The following is a 13,705-nucleotide window of genomic DNA, read 5'->3' as shown; positions in this document are numbered from 1 at the left end:
TCCATACCCACCCGTGCGCCGCGCGCCCATCTCTGCTATGGCTGTGCCCCCATCCCAGAGAGACCGTGCAGCACCGCCATGACCGAGCCCGCCGCCTTCCTCAACGTCGCCACCTCCCTGTCCGGCAAGCGCTGGCAGGCGCGGCCCTGCGACGAGCGGCAGGCGCAGGCGCTCACCCAGGGGCGCGGGCTGCCGGAGATCGTCGGCCGGGTGCTGGCCGCCCGCGGCGTCACCGAGGACAGCTGCGAGACCTTCCTCAACCCGACGCTCAAGGCCCTGCTGCCCGATCCGTCGCGCTTCCGCGACATGGACCCGGCGGCCGAGCGCATCGCGCGGGCCATCCGCGACGGCGAGCCGGTGGCCGTCTTCGGCGACTACGACGTCGACGGTGCCACCTCCGCCGCCCTGTTGCGCCGCTTCTTCCGCGCGCTCGGTGCCGACATCCGCGTCTATGTCCCCGACCGCATCACCGAGGGCTACGGCCCCAACGCTCCAGCGCTGCTTCGCCTGAAAGGGGAGGGGGTGCGGCTGGTGGTGACGGTCGATTGCGGCATTTCCGCCTTCGCGGCGCTGGAGGCGGCGGCCGAGGCCGGGCTGGATGTCGTCGTGCTCGACCACCACGCCGCCGAGCCGCGCCTTCCCCCCGCCGTAGCGCTGGTCAACCCCAACCGGCTGGACGAGGACGGCGCCTACCGCACGCTCTGCGCCGCCGGCGTCACCTTCATCACCATCGTCGCCGTCAACCGCGTGCTGCGGACTGCCGGCTTCTACCGCGACCGGGCGGAGCCCAACCTGATGGAATGGCTCGACATCGTGGCGCTTGGCACGGTGTGCGATGTGGTGCCGCTGACCGGGTTGAACCGCGCGCTGGTGGCGCAGGGGCTGAAGGTGATGGCGCGGCGCGCCAACCCCGGCCTCGCCGCCCTGTCCGACGTGGCGGGGGTGAAGGAGAAGCCGGACGCCTACCATGCCGGCTACGTCCTCGGGCCCCGTGTGAATGCCGGCGGCCGGGTGGGGGCGTCCGACCTCGGCGCCCGCCTGCTCTCCACCGACGATCCCATCGAGGCGATGGAACTGGCCCAGCGGCTGGAAGGCCACAACGCCGAACGCCGGACCATCGAGCAGGCGGTCCTCGACGAGGCGCTGGAACGCGTCGCCGCCGAGGCCGGGCGGGACACCGATCTGGTCTTCGTCACCGGCGCCGGCTGGCACCCCGGCGTCATCGGCATCGTCGCCGCCCGGTTGAAGGAGCGCTACAGCCGCCCGGCCTGCGTGGTGGCCCTGGAGGAAACCGCCGACGGCACCGTGATCGGCAAGGCGTCGGGCCGCTCGGTGCGCGGTGTCGATCTCGGTGCGGCGGTGATCGCCGCCCGGCAGGAGGGGCTGCTGCTGGCCGGCGGCGGCCACCGCATGGCGGCGGGCTTCACCGTGGCCGGCGACAGGATCGATGCGCTTCGCGACTTCCTGCACAGCCGCATCTCCGAACAGGTGGCATCCGCCCCGCTGGTGCCGACGCTGGAACTGGACGGTGCCCTGTCCGTCGGCGGCGCCAGCGTCGGTCTGGTGACGATGCTCGACAAGCTCGGCCCCTACGGCACCGGCAATTCCGAGCCGCGCTTCGCCATCGCCGACGCCCGAGTCGTGCGCGCCGACGTGGTGGGCGCCAACCATGTCCGCTGCATCCTGCAAGGCAACGACGGTGCCCGGCTGAAGGCCATCGCTTTCCGCGCGCTCGACAGCGACATGGGCCAGGCCCTGCTGACCGGCCGCGGCACCCCGTTCCACCTCGCCGGCGTGCTGCGCATCGACCGCTGGAACGGCTCGGAAGGGGTCCAGCTGCTGATCGACGACGCGGCGCCGGCGCGCTCGGCCTGAGCGTTGGCGGGGCGTCGGGCGGGCAGGGCGCAAAAAGTATCGGGGGATGCAAAAAAGCGCTTGCGCTCCGTGGCTCCGATCTTTAGAAAGCGCGTCACCGCGAACGACGTCCCCGTCGTCTAGAGGCCTAGGACACCGCCCTTTCACGGCGGCGACACGGGTTCGACTCCCGTCGGGGACGCCATCTCCTCGAAGATGCGCGACAAGCTTAGAAGGCCCGGCTTTATTGCCGGGCCTTTTGCTTTTGGCGGAATTTGTGCCCGGTGGTTGCCCGCCGATCCCGTTTCGCCCATCCTGATTTTTCCGGCCGCAGCAGAGCTGACCGCGATGACCGCTCCGAACCTCGTCACCCCTGGCACCCCCGTCATCCCCCTCAGCGTCGCCCCGATGATGGACTGGACCGACCGGCATTGCCGGTATTTCCACCGTCTGCTGTCGCGCTCGACCCTGCTCTACACCGAGATGGTGACCACAGGCGCCGTGCTGCATGGCGACCGCGAGCGGCTGCTGGGATTCGATGCGGCGGAACATCCGGTGGCGCTCCAGCTCGGCGGCTCCGACCCGACCGATCTCGCCACCTGCGCCCGCATCGCCGAGGAATGGGGGTATGACGAGGTCAATCTGAACGTCGGTTGCCCGAGCGACCGCGTGCAGTCCGGCCGCTTCGGTGCCTGCCTGATGGCGGAGCCCGATCTGGTGGCCCGGCTGGTCGGCGCCATGCGCGAGGCGGTGTCGATCCCGGTCACCGTCAAGTCGCGCATCGCCATCGACGAGATGGAGGAATGGCCGACGCTCGACCACTTCATCCGCACCGTCTCCGCCGCCGGCTGCACCCACTTCATCGTCCATGCCCGCAAGGCCTGGCTGAAGGGGCTGAGCCCCAAGGAGAACCGGGACATTCCGCCGCTGCGCTACGACCTCGTCCACCGGCTGAAGGCGGAATACCCCCATCTCACCATCGCCATCAACGGCGGTATCCGCACGCTGGACGAGGCCGAGGAGCATCTCGGCACGCTCGACAGCGTGATGATCGGCCGCGCCGCCTACGAGACGCCCTATCTGCTGGCCGACGCCGACCGTCGCCTGATGGGTGGGGAGCCCGGACCCGACCGCCATGCGGTGATCGAGGCGATGCTGCCCTATATCGAGGCACGCATGACGCGCGGCACGCCGCTGTCGTCGATCACCCGCCACATGCTGGGCCTGTTCCAGGGGCTGCCCGGCGCTCGTGCCTACCGCCGCCACATCGCCGAGAACGCCCACCGCCCCGGCGCCGGCCCGGAGGTGCTGGAACGCGCCGCTTCCCTGGTGCGTGGCCGCGGCACGGGTGAGGCGGTGGAGGAGGCGGCGTAAGAAGCGCCGGTCCGGATGGAACAGTGAACACCCACCGGAAAACTGTTTCACGCTGTTCCAAGCGTTCAGCCCAGAGCCGCGGAGCCGCCCCCACCATCGGGAATATGCGCCGTGCGTCCCGCACCGCTTGCGTGCGGGCGGGGTCCTCGCTAACTATGCCCACTTCATCGGACGGAGTGTAAGCGGTGCGGTACGTCAGCACGCGGGGCGCGGCCCCGGTCTTGGGTTTCGAAGACGTCCTTCTGGCCGGGCTGGCGCGCGACGGCGGCCTCTATGTGCCGGAAACCTGGCCGCAATTCACGGCCGACGACATCCGCGCCATGCGCGGACTGCCCTACAGCGAGATCGCCGTCCGGGTGATGCTGCCCTTCCTGGGCGGTTCGATTGCCGAGGACGAGTTCCGCGCCATCGTCCGTGACGCCTATGCCAGCTTCGACCACGCCGCGGTGACGCCACTGGTGCAGGTCGATCCCACCACCTGGGTGCTGGAGCTGTTCCACGGGCCCACGCTCGCCTTCAAGGACGTGGCGCTGCAACTGCTCGGCCGCCTGTTCGACCATGTGCTGACCAAGCGTGGGCAGCGGGTGACCATCGTCGGGGCCACCTCGGGCGACACCGGTTCGGCCGCCATCGAGGCCTGCCGCGACCGCCAGAACGTCGACATCTTCATCCTGCACCCCAAGGGTCGCACGTCAGAGGTGCAGCGCCGGCAGATGACCAGCGTGCTGTCGTCCAACGTCCACAACGTCGCGCTGGACGGCACATTCGACGATTGCCAGGATCTGGTGAAGGCGATGTTCAACGACGCCGCCTTCCGCGACCGGATGGGACTGTCGGCGGTGAACTCGATCAACTGGGCCCGCATCATGGCCCAGATCGTCTATTACTTCACCGCCGCGGTGGCGCTGGGCGCCCCGGACCGCAAGCTGGCCTTCACCGTGCCGACCGGCAATTTCGGCAACGTTTACGCCGCTTACGGCGCCCGCGCCATGGGGCTGCCGATTGAGACGCTGGTGGTGGGATCCAACAGCAACGACATCCTGGCGCGCTTTTTCGCCAGTGGGAGCATGGTCGCGGCGCCCGTCGTGCCTACCTTGTCTCCCAGCATGGACATCCAGATCTCTTCCAACTTCGAACGGCTGCTGTTCGACCTGCTCGACCGCGACGGCACCGCGGTGACGGAAGCGCTGAACCGCTTCCGCACCGAGGGCAGGTTCACGGTGACCGACGCGCAGCTCGCCCGCGCGCTGGCCATCTTCTCCGGCCACCGGGTGGACGAGGCCGCCACCATGGTGACCATCGCCGAGGTGTGGAAGGACAGCCTCTATCTGCTCGACCCGCACACGGCGGTCGGCATCGGGGCGGCCAAGGCGGCGGTTGCCGCCGGCCGGGTCGATCCGACCGTTCCCATGGTGGTTCTCGCCACCGCCCATCCCGCCAAGTTCCCCGACGCGGTGGAAAAGGCGACCGGCCGCCGGCCGGACCTGCCGCCGCGCCTGTCCGATCTTTATGTGCGCGAGGAGCGCCTGTCCGACCTGCCGAACGATCTGGCGGCGGTCCAGGACTTCGTCACCAAGCGCGCCCGCGCCGCCCAGGAGGCCGCATGAGTTCCATTCGTGTGACGACGTTGCCCAACGGGCTTCGCGTCGCGACCGACACCATGCCCGACGTGCAGTCCGTTTCGCTTGGCTGCTGGGTCGGGGTTGGTACCCGCAACGAGGCGGCGAGCGTCAACGGTGTCGCCCACCTCGTCGAGCATATGCTGTTCAAGGGCACCAGCCGCCGTTCGGCCTTCCGCATCTCCGAGGAGATCGAGAATGTCGGCGGCCAGCTGAACGCCTACACCACCCGCGAGCAGACCGCCTATTACGCCAAGGTCCTGCACGAGGATGCGCCGCTGGCGCTCGACATCCTGTCCGACATGATCCAGCACTCCACGCTGGACGCCGAGGAGCTGGTGCGCGAGCGCACGGTGGTGTTGCAGGAGATCGGCCAGAGCGCCGACACGCCCGACGACATCATCTTCGACCATTTCCAGTCCACCGCCTATCCGGGGCAGGCCATCGGCCGTCCGGTGCTGGGCTCGGCGGAGATCGTAGGATCCCTGCCGCGCGAGGCGCTGGTCGACTATATCGCCGGCCATTACGGCGCCCCCGGCATGGTGCTGAGCGCCGCCGGCCGGATCGAGCATGACCGGATGGTCGACCTTGCGTTCAAGGCGTTTGGCGACCTGCCGAGCGGCGCGCCGCCCAAGCCGGAAACCGCCCGCTACGCCGGCGGCGACTTCCGCGAGGACCGCGATCTGGAGCAGATGCACCTCGTGCTCGGCTTCGACGGGGTGGGGGTGCACGATCCGGACTTCTACGCCCACTCGGTGCTTTCCACCCTGCTCGGCGGCGGCATGTCGTCCCGCCTGTTCCAGGAGGTGCGGGAGAAGCGCGGGCTGGTCTATTCCATCTACACCTTCACCGGCGGCTACCATGACGGCGGCCTGTTCGGCGTCTATGCTGGCACCGGCGAGGACGAGGTGGCGGAGCTGGTCCCCGTCGTCTGCGACGAGATCGCCAAGGTCGGTGCCGACGTCACCGAGGACGAGGTCGCCCGCGCCCGCGCCCAGTTGAAGGCCGGGACGCTGATGGCGCTGGAAAGCACCATGTCGCGTTGCGAGCAGCTGGGTCAGCAGATCCTGATCTACGACCGTCCGGTTCCGGTGGAAGAGATCGTGGCGAAGATCGACGGCGTCGACCGCGAGTCCGTGGTCAAGGCGGCGTCCCGCCTGCGTGCCAGCCGTCCGACCGTGGCCGCCCTCGGCCCCATCGCCAAGCTGGAAAGCTACGACCGCATCGCGGAGCGTCTCGCCTGACGATGAAGACGGTGGCGGTCCCCACTTCCCACCCGCACTCATCTCCCTCTCCCCCCCGGGGAGAGGGTCGGGGTGAGGGGGATGCCTTGCGTGGATCGTTCGAGATGCCGATGCCTCTTCTCCTGGACGGGAGAGGAAGGGCGGTCGCCCAATGATCCGCCTCCTCGGCAGCGGCCTCATCGGCCCCCCGGCGATCCGGCTGGACGGACCGCATTGCTACATCCGGCCGCCGCTGCCCCGCGACTGGCGGGAGTGGGCAGATCTTCGTGCGACCTCGCGCGGATTCCTGACGCCGTGGGAACCCACATGGCCGGCCGATGCCCTGACGCGCACCGCCTTCGCCCGGCGGCTGCGGCGGCAGGCGCAGGAATGGCGGGACGACCTCGGCTACAGCTTCCTGATCTTCGATCGGGGGACCGACGCGCTGGTCGGCGGGCTCGGCCTCACCAACATCCGCCGCGGCGTGGCGCAGATGGGGACGCTCGGCTATTGGGCCGGGCAGCCCTACGCCCGCAACGGCTATGTCTCCGGCGGCACCCGGCTGGCCCTGGAATTCGCCTTCGGCCAGCTCGGCCTGCACCGGGTCGAGGCCGCCTGCCTGCCGACCAACCTGCCGAGCCGCGGCCTTCTGGAAAAGGTCGGGTTTTCCCACGAAGGCTATGCCCGCGGTTACCTGCGCATCGACGGCGCATGGCGCGACCATGTCCTCTACGCCATCCTGCGGGAGGAGTGGCAGGCCTAGACTGGGCCCGTAGCCGCTCCATCCCGCTTGGCCATCCCGCTCGGCAGCGCTCACTTCGGCGGCTGGTTGTTTCCGTGCTGGTCCTGCTGCTGGTCAGCCTGCTTCTTGGCGGCCTCGTCCTTCTTCTTGGCTTCGTGATGGCCGACCGCGCAGCCGAGCGCGGCGCCGGCAACCCCATGGCCCGACCCGACCATATGGCCGGCGACGCCGCCGACGGCCGCACCCTTCACGCATCCCTTCGCCTCGGCCGGGTGCGGCAGGGCGGCGATGCCGCCGGCCAGGACCGCGACCGAAAGGGCAGCAAAGACAGTCTTCATCATGGCTGATTCCTCATGTCGACAAGAGCGTCGATGGAAGGAAAACAGCCAGCCGCGCGGCGGGGTTCCGCTCAGCGCTGGTCCAACTTGATCTCGATGCGGCGGTTCTTCGCCAGCGCCTCGTCCGAGGTGCCGGGGTCGATGGGCTGGAACTCGCCGAAGGCGGCCGCAGCCAGCCGCTCCGCCGGGATGCCCTGGTCGATCAGGAACTTGACCACCGACAGCGCGCGGGCCGAGGACAGTTCCCAGTTGGAGGCGAACTGGAAACGCACCGGCTTGATGTCGGTATGGCCGTCCACCCGCAGGACCCAGTTGATGTCGGAAGGAATCGCCTTGCCGATTTCGATCAGGGTGCGGGCGAGATCGGCCAGCCGCTGTTTGCCGGCCTCCTCCAGCGTGGCGGACCCGGACGGGAACAGCAATTCCGATTGGAAGACGAAGCGGTCGCCGACGATCCGTACGTCCGGCCGGCTGCCCAGCGCCTCGCGGACGCGGCCGAAGAACTCCGACTTGTAGCGGGCGAGGTCCTGGACCTTGGCGGCGAGCGCCTGATTGAGCCGGGCGCCCAATTCGGCGATCTGCACCTTCTGTTCCGCCGACGCCTTCTCCGACGTCTCCAGCGCCGCCCCGATGCGGGCGAGCTGGTCGCGGAGCGCCAGCAGCTGCTGGTTCAGCAGGTCGATCTGCTGCTTGCTCTTGGTGCCCTCCGCCTGTTCGCCGGTCAGGGAGGCCATCAGATCGCGGATGCGCAGATCGCGCTGCTCCAGATCCTTTTGCGCCTGGGTGCGGCTGCCGGCCAACTGCGACTCCAGCCCCTTCAGGCGGATGTCGCGCTGGTCGATCTCCTTCTGTGCCAGCATCGTCTTCTCGGTGGCCGATGCCAGCTCCGATTCCAGGGCCTTGGCCCGGTCGCGGGTGGTGCCAAGCTCGGCCAACAGGGCCTGGCGCTGCTGTTCGGTCAGCTTGGTCGCGGCCATGGCGGCGGCCAGTTCGCCTTCCAGCTTCTGCCGGGCATCGCGCAGGGCCTTGATGTCGGCCTGGAGGCTGAGGATTTCCTTCAGCTTGAGATCCAGCGTCTCGCGGTCGACACGGACGTTGCGCTGGAGTTCCTCCAGCGTGCGGGCTGTGCGGTCGCGGTCCTCCTGAACCTGACTCAGCTTCAGGGTCATGTCGTCACGGGTGGTGACCGAGGTCTGAAGCTCGGTCGACAGCTGGGTGATGTTGACGCGCAGGTCGGCGTTGGCGTCGCGCTCCATCGCCAGCAGGTCGTTCATCTCCGCGATCTTGTGGTTCAGCGCGGTCAGCTGCTCGTCACGGCCGGTCAGGGCGGTGGCGAGATAGAACTGCGCCACGACGAAGACCATCAGCAGGAAGATGACGACCATCACCAGCGACGACAGGGCGTCGACCCAGCCGGGCCATGCGCTGGCGTCGCGGTGGCCGTTGCGGCGGCTGATGCTGGCCATGGGTGCTCCCGGCGTTGGCCTATGGTGGTCTGGGTATCAGCGCGGCTGCTGGTCGGCTTCTTCGGCAAGCGCGGCGATGGTGCGGGCCAGCAGCTTGATCTCGCTGCGGATCTCTTGCACCGCCTGGACCCGGCCGTTGGAGGATTCCTCGACGATACGGGCGAGGTAGATGTCCATGTTGCGCAGATGCTGGCGCGAGGCGTCGTCAAAGCCGGCGCCGGAATTCTCCGCCAGCCGGTCGAGCAGCCCCTTCACCTCCAGCTGGTTCTCGCCAAGGCGCAGGAGAAGCTGCTGTTCGGCCCGCATATGGTCGGTCAGGCTCGACAGCCGCTCGGTCAGCGCCATCAAATTGGCGTTGGCGGCGCGCCGGCCCTCTTCGGCGGTGGCGACGGTGCGCTGGAGCGAATCGAGGTTCTCGGCGGTCTGCTCCAGCAGGGCGGTCAGATAGGCCGACGCGGCATGGTCGCCCGACTCGAGCCCGCCGGCAGCCCCGCTCGAGAGGCGGGTGGCGCTGGAGAGCCAGTCCTCCAGATCCTGGAAGAAGCGGTTGTGGGCCTGGCTGGCCTGGAGTTCGAGGAAGCCCAGCACCAGCGACCCGGCCAGACCGAACAGCGAGGAGGAGAAGGCGGTGCCCATGCCGACCAGCGGCGCTTCCAGCCCCTGTTGCAGCCGGGAGAACATGCTGCCGACGTCGCCGCCCTGCACCGACAGGCTGCCGATGACGCCGCCCACCGACTGCACGGTGTGCAGCAGGCCCCAGAAGGTGCCGAGCAGGCCGAGGAAGATCAGCAGGCCGATCAGATAGCGCGACAGCTCCCGCGATTCGTCGAGGCGGGAGGCGATGCCATCCAGCATCGAGCGCATCGACAGGGCCGACAGGGTCAGCCGGCCGCGCCGCTCGCCCAGCATGCGTGCCATCGGCGCCAGCAGCACCGGCTCCTGCAGGGAGGCCGGAGCGACGCCGCTCTGGTACTGCTCCAGCCACGCCACTTCGGGGCGGAGCATCAGGACCTGCCGGAAGATGAAGGCGATACCGGCGAGCAAGGTCGCCAGGATCACGCCGTTCAGCGGCGCGTTGTTGAGGAAGGCCGAGCGCAAGGCGGGGAACAGCAGGCCGGTCACCGCGCAGACCACGACCAGGAACAGGATCATCCGGGTCAGGAACCGCTCCGGGCGTGTCATGAGGGCGGATACCTCCTGCGGTCGGGTCGTCGGGATTATGGCGGTCATGATGCTCCGAAGGGGTGTTCCGATCAGACCTCGCGCACGATGTGGGCGCTACTCGTTCAGAAAGACGGCGTCGATGCGGTCGGGAACCCCACCGCCCTCGTCCAGGCCCAGCGCACGGACATCGACGCGGGTGCTGCGGATCCCGAAAGCGGTCAGCCGCTCGCGCAATGCCAGCGCCCGGGCCAGCGCCCGCTGCCGCGCCTCGCGCGCCGTATCCGGCGTGCCGCTGGCATAGGAGCGAAGCTGGAGCCTTGCGGTGTCGCTGGCGCGCAACCGCTCGACGATCCGGTCGACCACGGCGTCCGCCGCATCCGGCAGATTGGTGGCATCGGCCGGGAACACAAGGCTCAAAACGCTCGAAGGTGGCAGGCTAGCCGCCGGAGGTGCCGCCTCTGGGGGAGGGGGTAGTGCCGCCGTGTCGGTCCGCGGCGTGACCGGAGCCGGAGTGACGGGAGCCGGAGCGGCGGGCGTCCCCTGCGCAGTGGGTTGTTGCGGCTGGGCAGGAACGGCGGCCGGAAGTTGGGTGCGGGCGGTGGTGGAGCGCGGAGCCGGCTGGGCCGGGCCTTCGGTCAATGCAGGCGGCGGCGGGGCTTCGAGCGGCTGCGGCAGGGTGAGGCGCGGCGGCGCCTTGACCGGCGGCGGCGTGCGCAGGCTGGGGCGCGGCGGGACCGACAGGGGAACCGCATTCTCCAGCGTCAGGCCGGCAGGCGTCGCGGCGGCGCTGGTGGCCGGGGCAGCCACCGACAGGGCAGCCGGAGAGAGCGTCCAGACCGCGCACAGAGCGGCGGCGGCAAGGTGCTTGCGGTCGGCGTGTCCCCAGCGGCGCAAAACGATGTGTCCCGTTAAACCTTTGTCCCGCAAACCATAGCCTATCGATCGCTCCAGCCACAACCGCTCATCCGCCGTCTCCGTTCGGGAGGGCGGCGGACGGGCGGGCCGGAGGTCAGCCCTTGGCGGACTTCAACAGGCGGGAAACCGGGACCTGGAGGTGGCTGTTGGCCGCCAGGACGTTGCCGGTGAAGACCGGGTTGCGGCCGCCCTCGATCTCGCCGACGAAACCGCCGGCCTCGGTGACCATCAGCACGCCGGCCGCGCAGTCCCAGGGAGCCAGGCCGCGTTCCCAGTAGGCGTCGAATCGGCCGGCGGCGGTGTAGGCGAGGTCGAGCGAGGCGGCGCCGAAGCGGCGGATGCCCGCGACCTCCTTCATCACCGCTTCCTGTTCCTTCAGGAAGGTGGCGTGGTCGCCGCGGCCCTTGAACGGGATGCCGGTGGCGATCACGCAATCCTCCAGCCGGCGGCGTTCGGACACGCGCAGGCGGGTGTGGTTGACGTAGGCGCCGACGCCCTTCTCGGCCCAGAACAGCTGGTCGCCGATGGGGGCGTAGATCACGCCGGCGACGATCTCGCCGTTGCGCTCGGCACCGATGGAGATCGCCCAGTGCGGCAGGCCGTGCAGGAAATTGGTGGTGCCGTCGAGCGGATCGACGATCCAGCGCGCCTCGGCATCGCTGCCCTTGGACGCGCCGCTCTCCTCCATCAGGAAACCGAATTCGGGCCGCGCCTTCTGCAATTCCTCGCGCAGGGTGCGTTCGGCCTTCAGGTCGGCGGCGGACACGAAGTCCGCGGGCCCCTTGCGCGACACCTGGAGGTGTTCGACCTCGCCGAAGTCGCGGACGAGACCCCGGGCGGCCTTTTCGGCGGCGCGGACCATGACGTTGATGAGAGCGGAGCGGGTGGCCATGGGTGTTGGTGTACCGTTTCGTGCAGCAGGAACCAGAAAACAATACACCGGCCTCCGCGCATGGCGAAGACCGGTGATGGCAGGACGGACCTTGGAAAGGATCAGTCCTTGGCGCGCTCGACGTATTCGCCGCTGGCGGTATCGACGACGACGCGGGTCCCGGCCTCGATGTGCGGCGGAACCAGGATCGACACGCCGTTCTCCAGCTTGGCCGGCTTGTAGGACGAAGAGGCCGTCTGGCCCTTCACCACCGGGTCGGACTCGGTGATCAGCAGCGTGACCTTGCCGGGGATCTCGACGCCCAGCGGCGAGCCTTCATGGCTCTGCACCGTGACTTCCATGCCGTCCTGCAGGAAGACGGCCGGGTCGCCGATGATGTCGCGCGGGATGGCGACCTGCTCGAACGTTTCCTTGTCCATGAAGGTGAAGCTGTCACCTTCGGCGAAGAGGAAGGTCATCTCATGCTCGTCCAGGCGAGCGCGCTCAACGGTCTCCTGGGTGCGGAACCGCTCGGTCGACTTGTTGCCGGTGCGAACGTCCTTCATTTCCAGCTGGATGAAGGCGCCGCCCTTGCCAGGCTGCACGATGGCGGTTTTGGTGATGACCCAGAGCTTACCGTTGTGCTCCAGCACATGGCCGGGGCGCATCGTGTTGGCATTGACCTTCATGGCTTACTCATGACTTCCAGAAATATGGGCGGCGCGGACCCTACCAGCTTGACCGCCCGTAGGCAACGGCGCGGAGCGGTAACAGCGCGCAATCCCGCCGATTGACGGGTGATTCTTCGCCAAACCGGCCCGCCGGGTTTAGAACGGCTCCAGCAATGGGACGTTTGGAACGTTTGAAACGCTTTTGCCGACCCTGTTCAGCGTTCCATCCGTCCCGCCCCTGCGGCTCGGCGACGATACATGGAGTTTATCACAGGCAGCGGCTGTGACCAATCCCAAGCCGGCTTGAGTACGCCGGCCGTGGATGCTCTGATGCGGCCGCACCCCTTTCGACTGTCCATCAAGAGCGCGCCGACATGTCCGCCCCCCTCCGATCCGCCGAACTCCCCCCCTGGCATCCCGAGGCGCTGGCCCGCCGCCGGCCCTATCTGGCGGCGCGCGGCCGGGTGCTGAACGCCGTCCGCCGCGTGTTCGAGGCGCTGGCCTTTATCGAGGTCGATACGCCGGCCCTTCAGGTGTCGCCGGGGATGGAGCCGCATCTCCAGGCCTTCGCCACCGAACTGCGCGGACCGCACCCCGACGACAGCCGGCCGCTCTACCTGCACACCAGCCCGGAATTCGCCATGAAGAAGCTGCTGGTCGCGGGCCTGCCGCGCCTGTGGCAGTTGGCGCATGTCTACCGCAACGGCGAACGGTCGGGGACGCACGCGCCGGAATTCTCGATGCTGGAATGGTATCGCGCGGGCGAGGGCTATCGCACGCTGATCGACGATTGCCGGGAACTGCTGTGCGCCGGGGCCGAGGCCGGCGGGCGGCGGAGTTTCAGCTTCCGCGGCATGACCTGCGATCCCTTCGCGCCCTGGCGTATTCTGACCGTGCCCGAGGCGTTTCACGAGTATGCCGGCATCGACCTGATGGCGACCTATGACGGCAGCCACGATCCCGACCCTGGCGCCCTGACAGCGGAGGCGGCGCGCATCGGCATCGCGCCGCATCATGGCGACCGCTGGGAGGACATCGTCTTCCGCATCATGTTCGACCGGATCGAGCCGCATCTGGGCGAGGGCGTGCCCTGCGTGCTGACCGACTATCCGCTGTGCATGGCGGCGCTGTCGCGGCCGAAGCCGGAGGACCCGCGGCTGGCGGAGCGCTTCGAGCTGTATGCCTGCGGGCTGGAACTGGCGAACGCCTTCGGGGAACTGACCGATCCGGCGGTGCAGCGCGCCCGCTTCGAAGCGGACATGGCGCTGAAGGAGCGGCTCTATGGCGAGCGCTTCCCGGTTGACGAGGATTTCCTGGCGGCGCTGGAGCATGGCATGCCGCAGAGCAGCGGGATCGCCATGGGCTTCGACCGGCTGGCAATGCTGTGCAGCGGCGCCGAGAGCATCGAGCAGGTGCTGTGGCTGCCGGTCGCGGGGGTGTGACATGAAAAAGCCCCTCTCCGGTGACA

At 68.8% G+C, this 13,705-nt stretch carries 12 protein-coding genes and 1 tRNA gene; 7 read left to right on the top strand and 6 right to left on the bottom strand.

The genetic code is table 11. The features are described 5' to 3' along the window. Window positions 1-78 precede the first annotated feature (78 nt). The 6 genes from recJ to GBZ48_RS14240 all read left to right on the top strand — a co-directional run bounded on the left by recJ (window position 79) and on the right by GBZ48_RS14240 (window position 6,833). Complete coding sequence (gene recJ, locus GBZ48_RS14265; RefSeq protein ID WP_174471638.1) at window positions 79-1,875, top strand: single-stranded-DNA-specific exonuclease RecJ; 1,797 nt, start codon at window positions 79-81, stop codon at window positions 1,873-1,875. 108 nt (window positions 1,876-1,983) lie between these two features. After that, window positions 1,984-2,059, top strand: a tRNA-Glu gene (locus GBZ48_RS14260). Window positions 2,060-2,202: 143 nt separating this feature from the next. Continuing rightward, window positions 2,203-3,228 (top strand): tRNA dihydrouridine(20/20a) synthase DusA, encoded by a 1,026-nt coding sequence (dusA, locus tag GBZ48_RS14255; RefSeq protein ID WP_174471637.1) that lies wholly within the window; start codon window positions 2,203-2,205, stop codon window positions 3,226-3,228. A gap of 185 nt (window positions 3,229-3,413) precedes the next feature. Next, window positions 3,414-4,835 (top strand): threonine synthase, encoded by a 1,422-nt coding sequence (gene thrC / locus GBZ48_RS14250; protein WP_174471636.1) that lies wholly within the window; start codon window positions 3,414-3,416, stop codon window positions 4,833-4,835. Beyond that, entirely contained in the window at window positions 4,832-6,091 is a 1,260-nt protein-coding gene (locus GBZ48_RS14245; protein ID WP_174471635.1) for a M16 family metallopeptidase, read from the top strand. The genes thrC and GBZ48_RS14245 overlap by 4 nt, the downstream gene beginning before the upstream one ends. A 151-nt stretch (window positions 6,092-6,242) precedes the next feature. After that, window positions 6,243-6,833, top strand: a complete 591-nt coding sequence (locus GBZ48_RS14240) for a GNAT family N-acetyltransferase (RefSeq protein WP_174471634.1) — start codon at window positions 6,243-6,245, stop codon at window positions 6,831-6,833. A 50-nt stretch (window positions 6,834-6,883) separates the two neighbouring features. Here the strand turns inward: GBZ48_RS14240 and GBZ48_RS14235 are convergent, their stop codons facing one another. The 6 genes from GBZ48_RS14235 to efp all read right to left on the bottom strand — a co-directional run bounded on the left by GBZ48_RS14235 (window position 6,884) and on the right by efp (window position 12,255). Further along, window positions 6,884-7,153 (bottom strand): hypothetical protein, encoded by a 270-nt coding sequence (locus GBZ48_RS14235; RefSeq protein ID WP_209798159.1) that lies wholly within the window; start codon window positions 7,151-7,153, stop codon window positions 6,884-6,886. 68 nt (window positions 7,154-7,221) lie between these two features. Beyond that, window positions 7,222-8,616, bottom strand: a complete 1,395-nt coding sequence (locus GBZ48_RS14230; RefSeq protein ID WP_109048868.1) for a peptidoglycan -binding protein — start codon at window positions 8,614-8,616, stop codon at window positions 7,222-7,224. A 36-nt stretch (window positions 8,617-8,652) separates the two neighbouring features. After that, on the bottom strand, window positions 8,653-9,846 hold the full coding sequence (locus GBZ48_RS14225; RefSeq protein WP_098740267.1) for a DNA repair protein RecN: 1,194 nt from the start codon (window positions 9,844-9,846) through the stop codon (window positions 8,653-8,655). A 48-nt stretch (window positions 9,847-9,894) separates the two neighbouring features. Further along, window positions 9,895-10,674 (bottom strand): OmpA family protein, encoded by a 780-nt coding sequence (locus tag GBZ48_RS14220; RefSeq protein ID WP_174471633.1) that lies wholly within the window; start codon window positions 10,672-10,674, stop codon window positions 9,895-9,897. A gap of 115 nt (window positions 10,675-10,789) precedes the next feature. Then, the gene (locus GBZ48_RS14215) at window positions 10,790-11,587 is read right to left on the bottom strand and encodes an inositol monophosphatase family protein (RefSeq protein WP_109450350.1); all 798 of its coding nucleotides are present in this window, start codon (window positions 11,585-11,587) and stop codon (window positions 10,790-10,792) included. Between the two features lie 101 nt (window positions 11,588-11,688). Next, entirely contained in the window at window positions 11,689-12,255 is a 567-nt protein-coding gene (gene efp, locus GBZ48_RS14210; protein WP_174471632.1) for an elongation factor P, read from the bottom strand. 356 nt (window positions 12,256-12,611) lie between these two features. On the opposite strand from efp, the gene epmA reads away from it, so the two are divergent. Next, complete coding sequence (epmA, locus tag GBZ48_RS14205) at window positions 12,612-13,679, top strand: EF-P lysine aminoacylase EpmA (protein ID WP_174471631.1); 1,068 nt, start codon at window positions 12,612-12,614, stop codon at window positions 13,677-13,679. Window positions 13,680-13,705: the final 26 nt, after the last annotated feature.

This window comes from Azospirillum melinis, from assembly GCF_013340935.1.
GTDB lineage: Bacteria > Pseudomonadota > Alphaproteobacteria > Azospirillales > Azospirillaceae > Azospirillum > Azospirillum melinis.
The sequence above is the reverse complement of the archived record's forward strand: the minus strand, read 5'-3'. Positions and strand labels throughout refer to the sequence as shown.

Bases quoted from the DNA above. Each gene is read 5' to 3' on its own strand.
- recJ (WP_174471638.1), top strand. From the start codon at position 79: ATGACCGAGCCCGCCGCCTTCCTCAACGTCGCCACCTCCCTGTCCGGC.
- dusA (WP_174471637.1), top strand. From the start codon at position 2,203: ATGACCGCTCCGAACCTCGTCACCCCTGGCACCCCCGTCATCCCCCTC.
- GBZ48_RS14245 (WP_174471635.1), top strand. From the start codon at position 4,832: ATGAGTTCCATTCGTGTGACGACGTTGCCCAACGGGCTTCGCGTCGCG.
- GBZ48_RS14240 (WP_174471634.1), top strand. From the start codon at position 6,243: ATGATCCGCCTCCTCGGCAGCGGCCTCATCGGCCCCCCGGCGATCCGG.
- GBZ48_RS14235 (WP_209798159.1), bottom strand. From the start codon at position 7,153: ATGATGAAGACTGTCTTTGCTGCCCTTTCGGTCGCGGTCCTGGCCGGC.
- GBZ48_RS14230 (WP_109048868.1), bottom strand. From the start codon at position 8,616: ATGGCCAGCATCAGCCGCCGCAACGGCCACCGCGACGCCAGCGCATGG.
- GBZ48_RS14225 (WP_098740267.1), bottom strand. From the start codon at position 9,846: ATGACCGCCATAATCCCGACGACCCGACCGCAGGAGGTATCCGCCCTC.
- GBZ48_RS14215 (WP_109450350.1), bottom strand. From the start codon at position 11,587: ATGGCCACCCGCTCCGCTCTCATCAACGTCATGGTCCGCGCCGCCGAA.
- efp (WP_174471632.1), bottom strand. From the start codon at position 12,255: ATGAAGGTCAATGCCAACACGATGCGCCCCGGCCATGTGCTGGAGCAC.
- epmA (WP_174471631.1), top strand. From the start codon at position 12,612: ATGTCCGCCCCCCTCCGATCCGCCGAACTCCCCCCCTGGCATCCCGAG.